The organism is Microlunatus antarcticus, from assembly GCF_014193425.1.
Classification (GTDB): domain Bacteria; phylum Actinomycetota; class Actinomycetes; order Propionibacteriales; family Propionibacteriaceae; genus Microlunatus; species Microlunatus antarcticus.
Genome location: NZ_JACHZG010000001.1, coordinates 2789853 through 2808527, shown reverse-complemented (window position 1 = coordinate 2808527; position 18675 = coordinate 2789853). Strand labels below are relative to the sequence as shown.

At 71.5% G+C, this 18675-nt stretch carries 21 protein-coding genes; 11 read left to right on the top strand and 10 right to left on the bottom strand.

The window, feature by feature from the left end; all coding sequences use genetic code 11:
• Positions 1-85: 85 nt before the first annotated feature.
• From FHX39_RS13105 to FHX39_RS22175, 5 genes are all read left to right on the top strand, one after another.
• A complete protein-coding gene (locus FHX39_RS13105; RefSeq protein ID WP_183339072.1) occupies positions 86-781 on the top strand; it encodes a DUF969 domain-containing protein in 696 nt (231 codons plus the stop codon).
• Positions 778-1857, top strand: coding sequence for a DUF979 domain-containing protein (locus tag FHX39_RS13100; RefSeq protein WP_183339070.1), 1080 nt, complete (start codon positions 778-780; stop codon positions 1855-1857). The genes FHX39_RS13105 and FHX39_RS13100 overlap by 4 nt, the downstream gene beginning before the upstream one ends.
• Positions 1854-2882: a DUF2891 domain-containing protein gene (locus FHX39_RS13095; protein ID WP_332836950.1), complete on the top strand. Its 1029-nt coding sequence runs from the start codon at positions 1854-1856 to the stop codon at positions 2880-2882. Before FHX39_RS13100 ends, FHX39_RS13095 begins: the two co-directional genes overlap by 4 nt.
• Before the next feature lie 153 nt (positions 2883-3035).
• Entirely contained in the window at positions 3036-3545 is a 510-nt protein-coding gene (locus FHX39_RS13090; protein ID WP_183339069.1) for a phosphoribosyltransferase, read from the top strand.
• Positions 3529-4395: a GNAT family N-acetyltransferase gene (locus FHX39_RS22175; RefSeq protein ID WP_183339068.1), complete on the top strand. Its 867-nt coding sequence runs from the start codon at positions 3529-3531 to the stop codon at positions 4393-4395. The genes FHX39_RS13090 and FHX39_RS22175 overlap by 17 nt, the downstream gene beginning before the upstream one ends.
• 22 nt (positions 4396-4417) lie before the next feature.
• Here FHX39_RS22175 and FHX39_RS13080 read toward each other — a convergent pair whose 3' ends face one another.
• The 7 genes from FHX39_RS13080 to FHX39_RS13050 form a co-directional block, all read right to left on the bottom strand.
• Positions 4418-5176: a GntR family transcriptional regulator gene (locus tag FHX39_RS13080; protein ID WP_183339067.1), complete on the bottom strand. Its 759-nt coding sequence runs from the start codon at positions 5174-5176 to the stop codon at positions 4418-4420.
• Between the two features lie 82 nt (positions 5177-5258).
• Complete coding sequence (locus FHX39_RS13075) at positions 5259-6452, bottom strand: Gfo/Idh/MocA family protein (RefSeq protein ID WP_183339066.1); 1194 nt, start codon at positions 6450-6452, stop codon at positions 5259-5261.
• 117 nt (positions 6453-6569) lie between these two features.
• A complete protein-coding gene (locus tag FHX39_RS13070; RefSeq protein ID WP_332836819.1) occupies positions 6570-7562 on the bottom strand; it encodes an alpha/beta fold hydrolase in 993 nt (330 codons plus the stop codon).
• A complete protein-coding gene (locus FHX39_RS13065) occupies positions 7496-8836 on the bottom strand; it encodes a hypothetical protein (protein WP_183339065.1) in 1341 nt (446 codons plus the stop codon). The genes FHX39_RS13070 and FHX39_RS13065 overlap by 67 nt, the downstream gene beginning before the upstream one ends.
• Before the next feature lie 9 nt (positions 8837-8845).
• On the bottom strand, positions 8846-9241 hold the full coding sequence (locus FHX39_RS13060) for a hypothetical protein (protein ID WP_183339064.1): 396 nt from the start codon (positions 9239-9241) through the stop codon (positions 8846-8848).
• A gap of 24 nt (positions 9242-9265) precedes the next feature.
• A complete protein-coding gene (locus FHX39_RS13055) occupies positions 9266-10000 on the bottom strand; it encodes an FAD-binding oxidoreductase (RefSeq protein ID WP_332836818.1) in 735 nt (244 codons plus the stop codon).
• Positions 9993-10601 (bottom strand): sulfite oxidase-like oxidoreductase, encoded by a 609-nt coding sequence (locus FHX39_RS13050; protein WP_183339063.1) that lies wholly within the window; start codon positions 10599-10601, stop codon positions 9993-9995. Before FHX39_RS13050 ends, FHX39_RS13055 begins: the two co-directional genes overlap by 8 nt.
• 66 nt (positions 10602-10667) lie before the next feature.
• On the opposite strand from FHX39_RS13050, the gene glpK reads away from it, so the two are divergent.
• The 4 genes from glpK (at position 10668) to FHX39_RS13030 (ending at position 14731) form a co-directional block, all read left to right on the top strand.
• The gene (glpK, locus tag FHX39_RS13045; RefSeq protein WP_183339062.1) at positions 10668-12191 is read left to right on the top strand and encodes a glycerol kinase GlpK; all 1524 of its coding nucleotides are present in this window, start codon (positions 10668-10670) and stop codon (positions 12189-12191) included.
• Positions 12192-12272: 81 nt separating this feature from the next.
• Positions 12273-13985, top strand: coding sequence for a glycerol-3-phosphate dehydrogenase/oxidase (locus tag FHX39_RS13040; protein WP_183339060.1), 1713 nt, complete (start codon positions 12273-12275; stop codon positions 13983-13985).
• A gap of 60 nt (positions 13986-14045) precedes the next feature.
• Positions 14046-14288 (top strand): CopG family transcriptional regulator, encoded by a 243-nt coding sequence (locus FHX39_RS13035; RefSeq protein WP_183339059.1) that lies wholly within the window; start codon positions 14046-14048, stop codon positions 14286-14288.
• A complete protein-coding gene (locus FHX39_RS13030; protein ID WP_183339058.1) occupies positions 14285-14731 on the top strand; it encodes a type II toxin-antitoxin system VapC family toxin in 447 nt (148 codons plus the stop codon). Before FHX39_RS13035 ends, FHX39_RS13030 begins: the two co-directional genes overlap by 4 nt.
• A 2-nt stretch (positions 14732-14733) precedes the next feature.
• On the opposite strand, the gene FHX39_RS21795 is transcribed toward FHX39_RS13030, so the two are convergent.
• From FHX39_RS21795 to FHX39_RS22470, 3 genes are read right to left on the bottom strand one after another with little or no spacing between them, the layout of a single operon-like run.
• Positions 14734-16011 (bottom strand): MFS transporter, encoded by a 1278-nt coding sequence (locus FHX39_RS21795; RefSeq protein ID WP_198423389.1) that lies wholly within the window; start codon positions 16009-16011, stop codon positions 14734-14736.
• 24 nt (positions 16012-16035) lie between these two features.
• Positions 16036-16269 carry a GNAT family N-acetyltransferase gene (locus FHX39_RS13020; protein ID WP_183339056.1) on the bottom strand — a complete coding sequence of 78 codons (234 nt, stop codon included), beginning with the start codon at positions 16267-16269 and terminating at the stop codon, positions 16036-16038.
• Positions 16270-16328: 59 nt separating this feature from the next.
• A complete protein-coding gene (locus FHX39_RS22470) occupies positions 16329-16565 on the bottom strand; it encodes a vitamin B12 dependent-methionine synthase activation domain-containing protein (protein WP_332836817.1) in 237 nt (78 codons plus the stop codon).
• Between the two features lie 435 nt (positions 16566-17000).
• Here FHX39_RS22470 and FHX39_RS13010 point away from each other — a divergent pair, with 435 nt between their 5' ends.
• Together FHX39_RS13010 and FHX39_RS13005 are read left to right on the top strand one after the other, a co-directional pair.
• Positions 17001-17600: a hypothetical protein gene (locus FHX39_RS13010; protein WP_183339055.1), complete on the top strand. Its 600-nt coding sequence runs from the start codon at positions 17001-17003 to the stop codon at positions 17598-17600.
• Positions 17597-18442: a hypothetical protein gene (locus FHX39_RS13005; RefSeq protein WP_183339054.1), complete on the top strand. Its 846-nt coding sequence runs from the start codon at positions 17597-17599 to the stop codon at positions 18440-18442. The genes FHX39_RS13010 and FHX39_RS13005 overlap by 4 nt, the downstream gene beginning before the upstream one ends.
• Positions 18443-18675: the final 233 nt, after the last annotated feature.

Sequence of the window (18675 nt, the reverse complement as noted above, 5' to 3'; positions counted from 1 at the left end):
GGTCTTGCAGAATCGTTCAACGATCCCTAGGTTACCTAGCAGGGCTTCCCTCCGCGCCCCTCCCTCCCTCCGAAAGGCGGAGAGCGTGCTCGTCCTCCTCGGCATCCTGGTGGTGGTCGTCGGCTTCGCGCTGAGGCTCAACCCCATGCTCGTGGTCACCGTCGCCGGTCTCGTGACCGGCTTCCTCGGTGGCATGACTCCCCTCCAGGTCCTGAACGCCTTCGGCACCGGCTTCGCCGGCAGCCGGTCGGTCAGCATCTTCCTGCTCGTGCTGCCGGTCATCGGCCTGGTCGAGCACTTCGGCCTGCAGCAGCAGGCGCGGCGCCTGGTCTCCAAGCTCGCCCGCCTGAGCACCGGAGGCATCCTCGCCGGCTACCTCTTCGTGCGACAGGTCCTGGCCGCGATCGGGCTGATGAGCATCGGCGGGCACGCCCAGACCGTGCGTCCGCTCGTCGCCCCGATGGCGGAGGCGGCCGCCGTGCGCAAGTACGGCCCGCTGCCCGACCGCGTCGTCCAGCGGATCCGTGCCTTCGCCGCCAGCACCGACAACGTCGGCGCCTTCTTCGGCGAGGACATCTTCGTGGCCGTCGGCGCGGTGCTGCTGATCACCTCGTTCGTCGACACCACGTACGGCTTCACCCTCGTGCCCCTGCAGGTCGCGCTCTGGGCCATCCCGACCGCGATCGTCGCCCTGCTGATCCACGGCACGCGCAGCCTGCTCGTCGACCGGGCCCTGCGCCGGGAGATGGCCGGCCTCGTTCCCGAGGCGGTGGCCCGATGATCTCCGTCGAGTGGTTCTACTGGCTGATGGGCCTGTTCTGGCTCGGCGTCGGCGTGCTCGTCGCCCGTGACCGGAGCAACCCGAAGCGCCTGACCAGCGGCCTGTTCTGGGCGCTGCTCGGCCTCTGCTTCCCCTACAGCTCCTTCGTGATCGCCAAGACCGCGCCGGCCTGGCCGCTGGGGCTGGTCATCGTGGTCATCGCCGCGCTGGCCGGCACCGGTCGGCTCGCCAAGAGCGGGACCGCCACGGCGGCCACCGAGGCCGGTGACGTCGAGGGGGCCGACCTCGACCGCGACGCCGACCGGCCCGACCGGCCCCTCCGCGCGGGTGGCGGGACGGGCGGCTCGAGCGTGGCGCTCGCCCCGACGCAGGAGCGCGAGGCGCTGGCGGAGAAGTTCGGGAACAAGCTGTTCATCCCGGTGCTCGCGATCCCGGTGATCACCGCGCTCTGCGCGATCGCCGGGCCGTACGTGATCATCGGCGGCCGACCGCTGCTGCAGAAGGGCAGCGAGACCGTGATCGGGCTCGCCGCCGCCGGCATCATCGCGATCGTCATCTCCATGATCGTCTTCCGGCTGCGCTCGCCGGCGCTGGCCCTCACCGAGGGGCGTCGGCTCACCGAGGACCTGGGGTGGGCGCTCGTGCTGCCGCAGCTGCTGTCGGTGCTCGGGCTGGTCTTCGCCACCGCCGGCGTGGGCACAGCGATCGGCTCCACCGTGTCGGCGATCCTGCCGAAGGGCTCGCTGCTGCCCGCGGTGATCCTCTACTGCGTCGGGATGGCGGTCTTCACCGTGATCATGGGTAACGCGTTCGCCGCGTTCCCTGTGCTCACCGCGGCGATCGGCTACCCGGTCCTGGTGGCGGCGATGGGCGGCAACCCGGCGGCGATCTTCGCCATCGGGATGCTGTCGGGCTACTGCGGGACGCTCTGCACGCCGATGGCGGCCAACTTCAACATCGTCCCGGTCGCCCTGCTGGAGCTGAAGAGCAACTACGCCGTGATCCGGGCCCAGCTGCCGACGGCGGTCCCGCTGCTCGTGGCGAACATCGTGATCATGTACGTGGTCGCCTTCTGAGCGCGCGGCCACCCCACGACGCGGTCGACCTGGCCGGCCTGGCCAGGACGGCCGTCACGAACGCGACCCGGGAGTACCCGTACGCCCTGGTCGCCGTCGTGACCGGTCCCGCGGACCTCCCCCTCCCGCGGGACCGGCACCCGGCGTTCCACGGCTGCTACGACTGGCACTCCGCCGTGCACACGCACTGGCTGCTCGTCCGGCTGCTCCGCCGCCACGCCGACTCGATCGATGCCGGGGCCGCCCACGCCGTGCTCGACGCGCACCTGACGCCGGCCCACCTGGCGACGGAGGCCGCGGTCCTGGCCGACCAGCCGTCGTTCGAGCGCCCGTACGGCTGGGCCTGGCTCGTCGCCCTCGCGGCCGAGTGCCGGGCCGCCGTCGGCGAGGTCGAGGCCGCCCGGGTCTGGGCCGACGCGCTCGAGCCGGCGGCGGACGTGGTCGTCGGGCTGGTCCTGGACTGGCTCCCGCGGGCGGGTCGGCCGGTGCGCGACGGCACGCACGCGAGCACCGCCTTCGCCCTCGGCCTGCTGCTCGACGCGGCGGGGCCGTTGCGTCGCGACGACCTGACTGCGGCGGTCGAGGCGTACGTGCGCGAGTGGTTCGTGCCGGACCGGGACGCGCCGCTGCGGTGGGAGCCGTCGGGGCAGGACTTCCTGTCGCCGGGGCTGTCGGAGGCCGACCTGGTCCGCCGGGTGCTCGACCCGGTGGCGTTCGCCGCGTGGCTCGACGGCTTCTGGCCCGGGCTGGCGGCGGGGGAGCCGCGCAGCCTGCTCGAGCCCGTCGTCGTGCGCGACCGCACCGACGGCCAGCTCGGCCACCTCGACGGGCTCAACCTCTCCCGCGCGTGGTCGCTCGCGCGGCTGGGGCTGGCGCTCGACGTCGACGACCCGCGGCGTGCGGTGCTGGAGGATGCGGCACAGGCGCACCGCGGGGCCGGGCTGCCGGCGCTGGCCGAGGACGGCTACCTGAGCACGCACTGGCTCGGGACGTTCGCGATGCTGGCGCTCGAACCGGCAGGATGAGGCCGTGCCCCACACCGTGAACCGTCAGCCCGCCGAGGGCGTGGCCAGGACCGGGCGACGCTGCTCGCGGTCCTGGTCGCGCTCTGAGACCTTGTCTACCACTGCCGCCCTGTCGGCTGGCCGCGCCCCCCGGGGCGCGACGGAGGTGCGGCCATGAGCCCGGCGCCGCCCGAGCAGGAGCGGGAGGTCCTGACCTGGGACCTCTACGGCCGGGCTGCCCGTGAGCTGGCCCAGACCGTCGCCGACAGCGGTTTCGTGCCCGACGTCGTCCTCGGCATCGCCCGCGGCGGCCTGATCCCGGCCGGGAGCCTCGCGTACGCGCTGGGCTGCAAGAACCTGTTCACCATCAGCGTCGAGTTCTACACCGGCGTCGACAGCCGCCTCGACGTCCCGGTGATGCTGCCGCCGTTCCTGAACGCGCACGACCTCGACGAGGCGTCGGTGCTCGTCGTCGACGACGTGGCCGACACCGGCCGCACGCTCGAGCTGGTCGCCGACTTCTGCTCCGGGCACGTCCGGGAGATGCGGACGGCGGTCCTCTACGAGAAGCCGCAGTCGGTGATCACCTGCGACCACGTCTGGAAGCGCACCTCGCGCTGGATCAACTTCCCCTGGTCGACCGAGCCCCCGGTCGCGAACCGGTCCGGTGTCCTCGACGCCTGAGCCTGACCGGTTCGTCCTGCGCGACGACCTGCCCGTCCCCGCGGCCTCGGGACTGACGGTTCCGGTCGGGGCCACCGTGCTGGTCGTGGAGGACGCGCGGGAGCCCGGGCCGGTCGGAGCAGCGATCCTCACCGGGGACCCGCCGTTGCTCGTGCTGGAGGGGCTGTGGGTGCGTCCCGACGCGTTCGCCGTGGCCGGGCCCGACCTGGCCAGGGCGGTCGGTGAGCTGGTCTGCGCCCGTGCGTCGACCTCGGGGGCCGCGGTGCTCAGCGTCGACGTCGGAGCCGACGACGTCCTCCTGCTCGACGTCGCGGCGGGGACGAAGGTCCTCGGAGAGCGCATGGTCAAGCGCGTCGCCGCCGACGTCGTGCCGCCGGCCGGGCTCGGGTGGCGGGCGATGACCCCCGCCGAGCTCGGACCCTGGCGGGAGCAGCAGGTCGTGGCGTACGCGGAGGACAACCGGGAACGTTCCGGGGGCGACCTCGTGCTCGCCCGGGAACGTGCGGAGCGCGACTTCGCGCGTCTCCTGCCTGCCGGGCTCGCCACGCCGGACACCTCGCTCGTGCTCCTCGTCGAGGGCGAGGCGCCGGTCGGGCACCTCTGGGTCCGGCACCGCCGGGGGCCCGGGCTGTCCTACGTCTACGACGTCGAGGTCGCCGAGGCGCACCGGGGTCGCGGGCTCGGTCGGGCGGCCATGGTCGTCGCCGAGGTGCTCGCCCGACGGGCGGGGGACGACCGGCTCGGCCTGCACGTCTTCGGCGGCAACGACGTGGCGCGCCGGCTCTACCGGTCCCAGGGCTTCTCCGTCACGAGCACCGAGCACGACCTGCTCGCGCCGACCGGTCCCTGACGGGCCCGAATGGTCCGTGGTCTCAGACGACGAGCGAGGACTGGATCGAGTAGTGGGCGGCCTGGTAGACGTGCCGGCCGAGCTCGACGAACTGGCCGACGTCGTCGTACGCGGTCCGCTCGACGGTGAGGCAGGCGGCCGGCGGCGTGGAGTCGAGCAGGCCGGCCTCCTCGTCGTCCATGAGCCGCGCGGAGATCCGCTGGTGGGCGATCTTGAGGTTGACGCCCAGCGTCGCGAGGTGGCCGTAGAGGCTGAGGCCGTCCTCGACGTCGCTCCGGGCGATCTCGAAGCGCGCCGGCAGGTAGTTGGTGAGGATGGCCAGCGGCACGTCGTCGGCCAGGCGCAGCCGGCGGATGGTGACGAAGTCGCCCTCGGTCACGCCGGTGGCGTCGAGCGCGTCCCGCACGTCGTCGGCCAGCGGCCCGACCGTGAAGTCGAGGAGGCGGGTGCTCGGGACGCGGCCGGCCTTGGCCAGGTCCTCGTTGAGGCTCGAGAGCCGCTCGTCGCGGCGGAACTGCGAGCGCACGACCTGGGTGCCGACCCCGCGCTTGCGGACCAGCAGGCCCTTCTTCACCAGCTCCTGGATCGCCTGCCGGGCCGTGGGGCGCGAGAGCCCCAGGCGGTTGGTCAGGGACAGCTCATTCTCGAGCCGGTCGCCCGGGGCCAGCTCGCCCGACGTGATGGCCTGCTCGATCGAGGTGGCGAGCTGGTGGTAGAGCGGCACCGACGACGTCCGGTCGAGCCGGATGTCGAGCTCGGCGAACGCGGCACCCTGCGACATGGCACCACCCTAGGACGAGCACCGGGGTTTGTCGGCACAAACCCACCCCGACCTGTGAGGCGCACGCCAGGCGCGGCGCCGCTCAGGAGGCGGAGATGTCCGCCGTGTCCACCCAGCGCCGCTCCCGCGCCGACTCGGCCATGGCGTCGACGAGCCGGGCCGCCCGGAGCGCGTCGGTGATCGTGGCGCCCTCGGGCGTGCCGGTGGCGATGGAACGCACCAGCCGGTGCGCCTCGACGACCTTGAGGTCGTCGTAGCTCATGGCGATGCCCGACCCGGGCTGGAACGCGCCGAGGTCGCCGTCGCCGGCCTTCACGTAGTGGGTCGCGTACGAGGCGTCGGTGACCTCCTGGTCGAGGCAGACCTGGAGCTCGCCCATCCGGCGGAAGTCCCACGCCAGCGAGCCGGTGTCGCCGTGCACCTCGATCCCGTACGTGCACTGCTCGCCGACCGCGACGCGGCTCGACGTCAGGGAGCCGCGCGCGCCGCCCGCGAAGCGGAGGAGGGCGCCGGCGTAGTCCTCGTTCTCGACCCGCGCGAGGGCCCCGGTGCCGCGGGCGGTGTGCGCGAAGGCGGCCCCGCTGAGCGCGGGCCGCTCGGTGATGAACGTCGCGGTGTCGCAGACCAGCGACTCCACCTCGCCGACGACGTAGCGGCCGAGGTCGATGCCGTGGCTGACCAGGTCGCCGAGCACGCCCGAGCCGGCCCACTCGTTCTGGTAGCGCCAGGTGAGCGCGCCCTCGGGGTGCGCGGCGTAGTCGGCGAGCATCGTGATGCTGACCTGCTCGATCCGGCCGAGCCGACCGTCGGCCACGAGCTGCCGGGCCAGCTCGACGGCCGGGGCGTTGCGGTAGTTGAAGCCCACCGCCGCCTGGACCCCGGCCCGCGCAACGGCCTCCGCGATCTCGGCGGTCTCCTCGGCGTTGCGCCCGGCCGGCTTCTCCAGCCACACGTGCTTGCCCGCCTCGGCCGCGGCGACCGCGACGTCGCGGTGGATGAAGTTCGGGCCGGTGATGCTGATGACGTCGATGTCGTCGCGCGCGACCAGGTCACGCCAGTCGGCGTGCACGTCGGCGAACCCGTACGCCACGACCGTCCGCGCGATCCGGGCGTCGCCGGCGTTGTCGGCCACGGCGACCAGGACGGGTCGCAGCGGGGCGTCGAGGTAGTGCTGCCCGACGCGGGTGTACGCGCGGGCGTGGACCTGGCCCATCCAGCCGAGGCCGACCACGCCGACGCGAAGGGGGGTGGCAGCAGCGTTGGTGCTTGACGTCATCGTCGGGTCCCTCTCGACCGGGTGCGTTTGTCAGGACAAAACGCTAGCACCAGGTCCGGTCGGCGGGCGCCCGCCCGGGTGACGAGGCGCGGGGCGGGTGCCCGCCGACCGTCGCCGTCAGCTCCCGAGGAACGCCAGGATGTCGGCGTCGAGCTCGGCCTGGTAGTCCCCGGCGATGCCGTGGGGGGCACCCGGGTAGACCTTGAGCGTGCCGTGCTTGACGAGCTCGATCGTCTTCAGCGCGGCGTCGTGGATCGGGACGATCTGGTCGTCGTCGCCCTGCGCGATGAAGATCGGTACGTCCAGGGACTTCAGGTCTTCGGTGAAGTCGGTCTCCGAGAACGCCTTCACGCAGTCGTACGCGGCGGTCAGCCCGGCCAGCATGCCCTGGCGCCAGAAGTCGTCCTTCAGCCCCTGCGACACCTTGGCGCCGTCGCGGTTGAAGCCGTAGAACGGCACCGACAGGTCCTGGTAGAACTGCGACCGGTCCTTCAGCACGCCCTCGCGGATGCCGTCGAAGACCTCGATCGGGCTGCCGTCAGGGTTGCTGTCGGACTTGATCATGACCGGTGGGACGGCCCCTGCGGTGATCACCTTCGTCACCCGGCCGACCCCGTGCTGCGCGGCGTAGCGCACGACCTCGCCACCCCCGGTGGAGTGGCCGATCACCGCCAGGTCGGTCAGGTCGAGGGCCTCGACCAGGTCGGCCAGGTCCGAGGCGTACGTGTCCATGTCGTTGCCCTGGTAGGTCTGCTGCGACCGGCCGTGGCCGCGCCGGTCGTGCGCGATCGCCCGGTAGCCGGCATCGGCCAGCAGCTTGAGCTCGAGCTGCCAGGCGTCCGAGCTGAGCGGCCAGCCGTGGCTGAGGACGACGGGTCGACCTTGCCCTGCTCCACGTAGTAGAGCTGGGTCCCGTCCTTGGTGCTGATGTACGGCACGAAGCCTCCTTCTTCCCGGCCCAGCGCGGGTGCTGGGCGCTGAGCCGACCCTAGGAAGATCACCGGTCGCCGGGAAGGGACGTTGGTCGCCCCCTGCATGAACGTTCAGGGCGAGAAGAGCAGGACCAGCCCGGCGCAGGTGTAGCCGACCATCAGCACGAGCATCGGCCACTGGCCCCGGAGCGCGGAACGTTCGGGGAGGAGGGCGACCGCCTTCTCGTGGGCCGAGATCACCCCGAGGACGTGCCCGACGACGATGGCGAGGAGCTGGACGACCGCGATGGCCGTCGGGTGGTCGAAGATCGAGGCGTCGACGGCCCAGCGCCCGGTGCCCAGGACGTCCCAGCCGCGCCCGAGCGGGTCGGACAGGTTGACCAGCACCCGCTGGCCCTCGAGGACGAGCAGGGTGAAGTAGTGCGCGATCGCGTAGCCCACGACGATCGGCACGAGCGAGCCGGCCATCAGCCGGGCGTACGTGCGGGCCGGTCGGTCGCCGTACCGGGCCATCCACGCGGCGGCCGCGGTGAAGGTCACCAGCACGACCAGGATCATCACGAGCAGCCCGGCCGTGGCCCAGAGGATGCTCGGCACGGCGGACGCCTGCACGGTGCTGATCCACCGCGTGGTGTTGGTGAAGCTGTCGAAGGCGGTGCTGCCCAGCAGCACGGCGACCACCCCGACGGCCCCCGGTGGCGGTCGCCACGCGGTCAGCCCGGCGAGCGGGTTGACCAGGCGCAGGACGTCGCCGGTCCGGTGCCAGGGCGACAGCCGCGCGATCGTCGTCGAGTAGACCTCGAACGGGTCGGAGACGGCGAACCATCGCTCCCCGAAGGCGATGGCGCCCAGGACCACGACGACCAGCCAGGCCAGTGCCCAGACCCGCATCACCGGGAGCGTCGTCCGGTCGGGCTGCACGAGCTCCAGCCAGGTGAACGCGGTCAGGTGGATCGCCCCGGGCCACAGCCCCACCCAGGACGGCAGCGCCGCGAGGCCCTCGCGCGGGTCGGTCCGCGCGACCGCGCACAGCAGCCGGTGCAGCGTCCGGAGCGGGTTGACCACCCGCCAGAACGGTCCGAGCAGGATCGACAGCGGGACCAGGCCCACCCACATCCACACGAAGACGAAGCCGAAGACCGGGTTGGTCAGCAGGTCGCGCCCCGCGAACAGGGCCAGCCCGACCCAGGCGAAGAGCACCAGCACCAGCACGCGCGCGAGCGTGCGGGTGACGGAGGAGTCCACGAACCGGGTGAGCCGTGGCAGCGCGACCCCGCCGACGGCGCCGAAGCGGGGCCGCCGCCACGCCACGCCGAGCACGACGAACGAGACGACGAGCGCCACCCCGGCCCCGACGAGGACGAAGGAGAACGGCAGCGGCAGGTCGTGCCGCGAGGCGATGCCGTGCAGCGGGGCGAGCACGGAAGGACCGGCGAGCGCGTACGGGGGCAACGCGCGGCTCTAGCGGACGTTCAGGACGACGATGACCTTGCCGAGGTGGTGCGACTCGATCTCGAAGCTGCCCGGCTGCGTCGGCGTGAACGAGCCCGTCGTGGGCTGGTTGGCCGGGACCTCCAGCTCGTACCCGTCACCGCCGGTGTGGGCGTGGATCTCGTCGGCCTCGTCGCTGGTCACGACCAGGACGACCTGCTGGCCGAGCGAGGCGGAGATCTTCTCGCCGTTCGGCTGCACCTGCCCGCCGGCGATCGTGATCGGGACGGTGAGCGGGGCGAGGGTGCTGCTCGCACCCGCGCTGGGGCTGTCCCCGGTCGAGATCGGCTGGTTGCAGGCCGTCGTCAGGCCGGCCGTCGCCACCACCACGGCCGCCGCCGCCATCCATCTGCTGGTTCTTCGCACCCCTCCAGCATGGCTCATGGTCGGTCAGGTGGGGCCGAACCGCTCCACCCGGACGTCGGCGTCCGGCACCCCCAGCCCGGTCAGCAGCGTGGTGGCCGAGTCGGCGAAGCCGGCCGAGCCGCACACGAAGGACGTCCAGCCCGGGCCGCGGTCCTCGAGGAACGGGGCGAGGTCGTCCGCCGCCAGCCGGCCGCTCGGCCTGCCGCCCGCCAGGCCCGTACGGCTCAGCGCGAGCACGGCGCCCGCGTCGCGGAGCTCGTCCGCGTACGGGAGGTCGTCCCAGGTGCGCGCGGCCGCGACGAGGCGGAGCAGGTCGGTCGCGCCGACCGCCTGCGCGTGCCGCAGCATCGCGACGAGCGGCACGACGCCGGTGCCGCCGCCGACGCCCAGCGCCGGGGTCGTGCCGCGCCAGACGAACCAGCCGCCGATCGGGCCGCGCACGTCGAGCCGGTCGCCGACGGCGACCCCGTCCGCGAGGTAGCCGGAGACCTCCCCGTCGTCGATCCGCTCGACGTAGAGCTCGACCAGCGGGTCCTCCGCCGGCGAGGACAGCGAGTACGAGCGCTGTGCGACGTAGCCGTCGGGCGCCGACAGCCGGACGACGTAGTGCTGGCCCGGGAGGTGGTCGATCCGGTCGGGCACCTCGAGGCGCAGCAGCACGGCCCGGGGGTGCGGGTGCCGCACCTCGCGGACGACGGCCGTGCGCCACGCCCCCGTCGGGGCGGGCGCGGTCGTGCTGTCCGCCACCTGCTCAGTCACCCTGGTAGCGCTGCTCGCGCCAGGGGTCGCCGAGGTCGTGGTAGCCGTTGCGCTCCCAGAAGCCCTGCACGTCGTGGTCCAGGAGCGTGAGCTGCGTGACCCACTTGGCGCTCTTCCAGAAGTACAGGTGCGGCACCAGCAGCCGGACCGGGCCGCCGTGCTCACGGGTGAGCGGCTTGCCGTCCGCCTCCCACGCCACCCAGGCCTGGCCGCCGCGCAGGTGCTCGAGCGGGAGGTTCGTGGTGTAGCCGGTGGTCGAGGTGGCGAGGACGAACTTCGCCTCCTTCTTCACCCCGGCGGCGTCGAGCAGGACGTCGACGCTCACCCCGGACCAGTGCATGCCGAACTTGGACCAGGTCGTCACGCAGTGGATCGGACCGTCGTAGTCGGACTGGGGGAGCGCGTGCATCTCGTCCCAGGTCCAGGTGCGCGGGGTGTCGACCAGGCCGTCGACGCCCATCGACCAGGACTGCGGGTCCAGGCGGGGCGCAACCTCGGCGGTGAGCACGGGCCAGCCGTCGCCCTCGTCGTACTGCCCGGGCGGGAGGTCGGTGCGCTGACCTCCGCGTCGACGTCCGGCGAAGCCGCGAGAGACGGTCATGGGTGGTCCTCCTGGACGTGACGGCTGGTGATCACCGACTCTAAGGGAGCCCGCTACGGTGGCGCCATGCCAGAGCTCGTCGCCGCGCTCGACCAGGGAACCACCAGCACCCGCTGCATGATCTTCGACCACGACGGTCGCGAGGTGGCGCGCCACCAGCTCGAGCACGAGCAGATCATGCCGCGCTCGGGCTGGGTCGAGCACGACCCGGACGAGATCTGGGAGCGGACCCGGACCGTGGCCAAGAAGGCCCTGCGCCGCGCGAAGGCCGACCCCTCCGACCTCGCCGCCGTCGGCATCACGAACCAGCGCGAGACCACCGTCGTCTGGGACCGCCGGACGGGCCGACCCTGCTACAACGCCATCGTCTGGCAGGACACCCGGACCGACTCGATCGCCGCCGCGCTGCAGCGGGACGGGCACGCGGACCTGATCCGGGAACGTTCCGGGCTGCCTCCGGCGACCTACTTCGCGGGCGGCAAGCTCAAGTGGGTCCTCGACGAGGTCGACGGCGTCCGTGAGGCGGCCGAGGCGGGTGACGTCATCTTCGGCACCATCGACTCCTGGCTGCTGTGGAACATGACCGGCGGGACCGAGGGCGGCGTCCACCTGACCGACGTCACCAACGCGTCGCGGACCATGCTGATGAACCTCGAGACCCTCGCGTGGGACCCCGAGCTGTGCGCGATCTTCGGCGTGCCGATGCAGATGCTGCCCGAGATCCGCCCGTCCTCGGACCCGAACCTCTTCGGTCGCACGCAGGGCGCCCGGGGCGGCGTATGGAAGGGCGAGGTGCCCATCGCCGGGGTCCTCGGCGACCAGCACGCGGCCATGGTCGGGCAGGTCTGCCTCGCGGCCGGGGAGGCCAAGAACACGTACGGCACCGGCAACTTCCTGCTGCTGAACACCGGCGAGGAGCTCGTCCGCTCCAAGAACGGCCTGCTGTCGACCGTGTGCTACCAGCTCGGCGACGCCAAGCCGGTGTACGCGCTGGAGGGCTCGATCGCCGTCACCGGCTCGGCGATCCAGTGGCTGCGCGACCAGCTCAAGATCATCGGCGACGCCGCGGAGAGCGAGGCGCTGGCGCGCTCGGTCGACGACAACGGCGGGGTCTACTTCGTGCCGGCCTTCTCGGGCCTGTTCGCGCCCTACTGGCGCTCCGACGCGCGCGGGGCGATCGTCGGACTGTCGCGCTACAACACCAACGCCCACGTCGCCCGGGCCGCGCTGGAGGCGATCTGCTACCAGAGCCGCGACGTCGTCGACGCGATGGAGGCCGACTCGGGCGTGCACCTCGACGTGCTCAAGGTCGACGGCGGCGTCACGGCGAACGACCTCTGCATGCAGATCCAGGCCGACGTCCTCGGCGTCGAGGTCAGTCGTCCCGAGGTCGCCGAGACGACAGCGCTCGGGGCGGCGTACGCGGCCGGGCTCGCGGTCGGCTTCTGGTCCGACCCCGACGAGCTGCGCGAGAACTGGCACGAGGACCGGCGCTGGACCCCGCACGGCGACGAGGAGTCGCGCGAGCAGGGCTACGCCGGCTGGAAGAAGGCCGTCGACCGCACGCTCGACTGGGTCGACGTCCCCTGAGCCGAGCTTTTGCTGCGGCAACGACACCTCACGTGCGTACCGTCACAGAAGTTCGTCGCGGGCGGCGGGGATGATGGACCCATGCCCTCGCTCACCACCCCCCTCAGTCCTGCCGCCCGTACGGAGGCGCTCCGCCGGCTCGGCGAGGAGGAGCTCGACGTCCTCGTGGTCGGCGGCGGGGTCGTCGGCGTCGGCGCCGCGCTCGACGCGGTCACCCGCGGGCTGCGGGTCGGGCTCGTCGAGGCGCGCGACTGGGCCGCCGGCACCTCGAGCCGCTCGAGCAAGCTCTTCCACGGCGGCCTGCGCTATCTCGAGCAGCTGAACTTCTCCCTCGTCTTCGAGGCGCTCAAGGAGCGCAAGCTCGCCCTCCAGACGCTCTGCCCCCACCTCGCGCACCCGGTCGAGTTCCTCTACCCGCTGCAGAAGACGGGCATCGACCGCGCGTACGCGGGTCTCGGCATCGGCGTCTACGACGTCATGGGCGCCGGGCGCGGCGTGCCGTCGCACCTCAAGCACCACGGCAAGCGGTCGACGTACGAGGCGTTCCCGTCGGCCAAGCCCGGCGCGCTGACCGGGTCGATCACCTTCTACGAGGGCCAGGTCGACGACGCCCGCCACACGATGATGATTGCCCGTACGGCTGCCCACTACGGCGCGATCGTGGCCAGCAGCGCCCGGGTCACCGGCTTCGCGCGCACGGCCGGCCGGATCACCGGCGCCACGGTCACCGACCTGGAGACCGGCACCGAGATCGCCGTGCGGGCCAAGCACGTGATCAACGCGACCGGGGTCTGGGTCGACGAGATCCAGGAGATGATCGGCGGCCGCGGGCAGTTCCGGGTGCGGGCGTCGAAGGGCATCCACCTCGTCGTGCCGCGCGAGCGGATCAGCTCGCGCACCGGCATCATCACGCGCACCGCGACGAGCCTGCTCTTCGTCATCCCGTGGGGGAACTTCTGGTTCATCGGGACCACCGACACCGACTGGAACCTCGACCTCGCTCACCCGGCAGCCAGCGCGGCCGACATCGACTACGTCCTCGAGCAGGTCAACGCGCTCCTCGCCGACCCGCTGACCACCGACGACGTCATCGGCGTCTACGCCGGGCTGCGCCCGCTGCTGGCCGGCGAGGACGAGTCGACGTCCAAGCTGTCCCGCGAGCACGCCGTCTCCTCGCCCGCCCCCGGCCTGACCGCCGTGGCCGGCGGCAAGTACACGACCTACCGGATCATGGCGCTCGACGCCGTCGACGCCGCGGTCCGCGACCTCGACGCGGGCACCGGCCCGTCCATCACCGAGAACGTGCCGCTGCTGGGCGCCGACGGCTACCACGCCGCCTGGAACTCGCGGCGCCTCCTCGCGGAACGCGCCGGCCTCGACCAGAGCTGGGTCGAGCACCTGCTCAACCGCTACGGCACCCTCCTGCCCGAGCTGCTCGAGCTGGTCGAGGCCGACCCGAGCCTGGCCGAGCCGTTGGCCGGCGCGGGGGAGTACCTGCGCGTCGAGGCCGTGTACGCGGCCTCGCACGAGGGCGCCCTGCACCTCGACGACGTGCTGGCCCGGCGTACGCGCATCTCCATCGAGACCTGGGACCGCGGCACCGTCGTGGCCGAGGAGGCCGCGCGCCTGGTCGCCCCGGTGCTCGGCTGGTCCGACGAGGACGTCGCCCGCGAGGTCGAGCACTACGTCGTCCGCGTCGCCGCCGAGCGCGAGTCGCAGACCCAGCCGGACGACCGGACGGCCGACGCCGCCCGCCTCGGTGCCCCCGACGTCCGGGTGGGCGCCTCCGCCTGACGCAGAGAGCGACACCTGTACGCCACACGTATGGCACCGACGTATGGCACTCTGGGTGACATGGTGAAGACGACGATCTACCTGCCCGAGGAGCTCGACCTCTGGTTGGAGTCCCGGTCGGCGTCGACGGCGACCAGCAAGGCCGAGCTGATCCGCAGAGCTCTGACGCGCATGCAGCAGGACGAGCCGATCAGCGGCGACCGGCCTGTCTTCAAGGTCTACGACAGTGGTCGGTCCCTCACGGTCGACGAGATGGACGAGGCGATCGCGAGCCGGATAGCCGAGCGGGCTGCTCGACGTTGATCGTCGTCGCCGACACCTCCGGGCTGCTGGCGGCCCTCGATGCCGGCCAGTCCGAGCACGTCGAGTGCTCGGCGGTGATGCGCTCGGCGTCCTTCCTCGTCTCCCCGCTGGTGCTGACCGAGCTGGACCATCTCGTCCAGCACAGGTTGGGGTGGACCGTTGCCGTCGAAGCGCTCGACCTCCTGCTCGGACGTATCGACGACGGGTACGACCAGCTGGCGACCCTGGGGCGCACCGAGCTCGGTCTGGCCCGGGACGTGCGTCGGAAGTACGCATCTCTCCAGCTCGACCTGGCCGACTGCGTCGGCGTCGCCCTGGCCCACCGTCATGAGACGAACGAGATCTTCACGCTCGACCAGCGCGATTTCCGAGCCATCACGCCCCTCGGGCGGTTCTCGCACTTCCGCTTGCTGCCGGCTGACGGGAAGCCCGCCTCCTCCTGAGCTCAGTCGAGGTCGCGGTGGGCCGACTCGGGCAGGGCGACGAGGACGACGACGAAGGTGACGGCGACCAGCAGGGCTACCCACCAGCCGAAGAGGGCCGGGTGGCCGAGCCGGCCGAACAGGGTGCCCACGAACGGGGCCGTCCCGCCGAACGCGGCGACGGTCAACGAGTAGGGGAAGCCGATGCCGGCGGCTCGCACGCGGCCGGGCACGATCTCGGCGTTCACCGCGGCGCTGATCGAGGTGAACGCGGCCAGCACCAGCATCCCGATCAGGCTGACCGTCAGCAGACCGCCGAACGAGGAGGCCGAGCGGACCAGCGCGAGGCCGGGGACGACGCCGAGGCCGAAGACGACGGTGAAGGTCAGCAGCACCGGACGCCGTCCGACGCGGTCGGAGAGGTGGCCCACCAGCGGCTGCACCAGCCCGAAGAAGGCGAGCGAGATCGTGCTGACCAGCAGCGCCCGTTCGAGCGGCACCCCACCCTGCTGCGCGTACGTCGGCAGGTAGGTCGTCCACGTGTAGTAGGCGATGGTGCCTCCGACCGTGACCCCGCAGATCAGGGCGGACTGCCGGGGGTAGCGGCGCAGCGCCTCGAACACACCCGGTCGCTCAGCAGGCGCGACAGGAGCGCGCGTCTCCTCCGCGGCCCGCCGGATCAGCAGCCCGACGAGCGCGAGCAGCGCACCGACCGCGAAGCCGACCCGCCAACCCCAGCCCGCGAGCTGCTCGTCGGTGAGCCGGGCAGCCAGCAGGGCCGCGAGACCGGAGGCGAGCAGCTGACCGACGGTCGTCGAGACGTACTGGAACGAGGAGTAGAGGCCGCGGCGGCCGCGCGGGGCCGACTCGACCAGGAACGTCGTGTTCGCGGCGAACTCGCCGCCCACCGACAGCCCGCAGATCAGCCGACCCAGGACGAAGACGACCGGCGACCAGAGCCCGACCTGCGCGTACGTCGGGCTGACCGCGAGGACCAGGCTTCCGAAGCCCATGGCCAGGATCGTCAGCGTCAGCGTGTTCTTGCGGCCCCAGCGGTCGGCGAGCGAGCCGATGAGCAGCCCGCCGAGCGGGCGGAGGAAGAAGCCGACGGCGAAGACGGCGAAGGAGGCGAGCACCGCCGACACCTCGTCGCCGCCGAAGATCTGGCGGGCGAAGACCGGGGTGAGGAAGGTGTAGAGGTACCAGTCGTACCACTCGACGGCGTTGCCGACCGAGGCCGCGACGACCTGTCGTGGTCCGTGCTGCTGGGCGCGGGTCCGCTGGTCGAGACTCTGGCTCACGCCCACACGTTAGGAGCGGCCCGGTCAGAGGCGCAGCAGACCCGCCGGGGTGGGGGAGAAGCCGCAGCGGGCGTAGAAGCGCTCGAGGTGCGGCTCGAAGTCGACGTGCAGCCACGTGCAGCCGGCCTCCCGGGTGACGTCCGTGGCGCGTCGGACCAGCGCCGCACCGATGCCCTCGCCCTGGCGTCCCGGGTCGACGCACGTGTCGAGCAGGAACGCGTGCGTCCCGCCGTCCCAGGCCACGTTCACGAACCACATCAGTCCTCGGGCACGTAGTCGAAGTTAGGGGCGAGCCAGCCCTCGGCCTCCGACAGCGTTCAGCCCTTGCGGGTGGCGTACTCCGACACCTGGTCGCGCCCGATGCGGCCGACGACGAAGTACTGGCTTTCGGGGTGCGCGAAGTACCAGCCGCTGACCGCCGCGCCGGGCCACATGGCCATCGACTCGGCCAGGATCGAGCCAGACCACAGCCCGTCACCTCGCCTGCTCTGACAGCCGAGCCCGACGACGTCGTGGAGGCCGAATTGGTGGAGGAGCCCCGGGCAGACCGTCACACCGTGCCCTCCCAGGAGTCGAAGAGCGCGACCCCACCGAAGCACCTGCGCGAGGACCTGAAGCGCGTGCAGGAACTACGGGATCTGCTCTGCCGCGAACGTCTTCGACGGGCTCGTGCTGGGCGCGGCGGGGCAGCTGATCGAGCGGTTCGTGACGTACTCACTACGTCTGTAGCTGCACCGGCGAGGCAGCCGAGAGTTGTAACGAGCGCGGGATCCGGTGGCATCGGCCTACGCCGGTCCCACGTAAGATCTGCGTCTTCGTCGGTTACTCCAGATGGGCCGACAACCTATTTTGCGCTCATGTGACCGTATGTAGCCGACGACTACGCGTATCGCGTCCATACGGTGTGCATACACTTGGGCTTCTTAAACCAAGACGCGGCGAGACGAGAACGGCTTGACTCGGACGCTTTGACGTGTAACCCTCAGTACATGACGAACCTGGAAGAGACACCCTCAGCTCCTGCTGAGCTGCTCGACACTGCCTCTCGGACGGTCACCGTCCGTGGGCCAGGAGTCGAGATCACGCGCCCAGTCGACGAGGCGAGGATGGCCGAGGTGATCGGCCTGCTGTTTGGGGCTGCGCCCAGTCGCCCTGCCGCACAGCCACCCGGCGACGGGGGTGGCGTTCGCACACCCCACCCGCCGCGTACGCCTGAGCCGGACGGCGAGCCTGACTTCGCTGACATCACGCTCGGCGAATTCGTCGAGGACTCAGGTGCGAAGACGTTCCCACAGAAGATCTGCGTGACCGGCTACTTCCTCTGGAAGAAGCAGGGAAGGGACACCTTCACCCGGGACGACGTGAGAAACGCGCTCATCGCAGCGCACGAGGACATGCCCGGCAACTTCGGTCGGGACTGGCTGACGGCTGCGTCGACGAAGCTCATCGCCTCGAACGACAATAAGGCGTTCTCCATCACGAGGACGGGACGAGTCGCCGTCGAGTCGAACTTCCAGGACGCTCCCAAGGCCCGGCCAGCGCGCCGTCCGCGCAAGACCTCCTCGCCTCCATCTGAAGAGTCCGCGTGACGGAGCCCATCGGCGTCCGCGTCCAGAGGATGGCGATGGCCGACCGGACTCTGGTCCTCGCGTCCATCGCCTCCTCCCGCTCGGAGGACGGCACATTCACTGGTCGGTCAGTCGCTCAGATCTACCTAGACACCGCGCTTCCACCCCCAGCGAAGATCGGCAACGTGATCGCGTCGCTTCGGACGTCGGGCTACGCGACTCCCGAGAAGGCTCACGGAGCATGGCTGCTGACTCCGCTTGGGCGGCAGCGGGTCTCGACTATCGTCGGAGACGACTCCGCAGCACTGCTGGCGGAGTCCATTCCAGGTGGCGCTGAGCTGGCCCACTCTCGACACCCGCTCATTCCGGCCTCGCTGGCGCCGCCGCAACTCCTCGGTCCGGTGTCGGCCTTCACGGCCACGTCGCCGTCTGCCGGGAACGTCTTCGGAATGACGCGGTTCCCCGACGGTGACGAGGTGCCTGACGGTCCCGATCCTGTGGCCGCAGCCCTGGCGGTCACGGGAACGGCTCTGCGAGAGCACGGCCTGAACTTCCTGCTAGCGTCTCAGCGAGCGATGGTGGACGACCTGTGGGGCAACGTGGCCGCCCACATGTGGGCAAGCAACTACGGCGTCGCGTTCTTCGAGGACCGTCGCGGGCGTGGGATGAACTACAACCTGGTCATCGAGGTCGGGGCGATGCTCATGGCCGGCCGTCGGTGCCTGCTGTTGAAGGATGAGTCGATAGAGCGGATGCCGACGGACCTCGTCGGCTTCATCTACAAGTCGGTCGACCTTGACGACGCAGACACGGTAGCGAGCGCGGTTCACGCCTGGGCGCGGGAGGATCTGTCGCTGGGCTGATGCGGTTGTCCAAACACTCGTCCTGGGCTTTGCGCCACGGACGGACCGGAACGTGAACTCGAGAAGATTCTCGAAAACGGTCCACACGCAGCAACCACGCCATCGGCCTGTCCGAGATCCAGGACCTGATCGAGATGCGGAACGTCATCCGTACCTCGCTGCACGCGGTGTTGCCAATCGAGGCCGCGATGACCTGTTGTCGGTGCTGCTGGGCGCGGGTTCGCTGGTCGAGA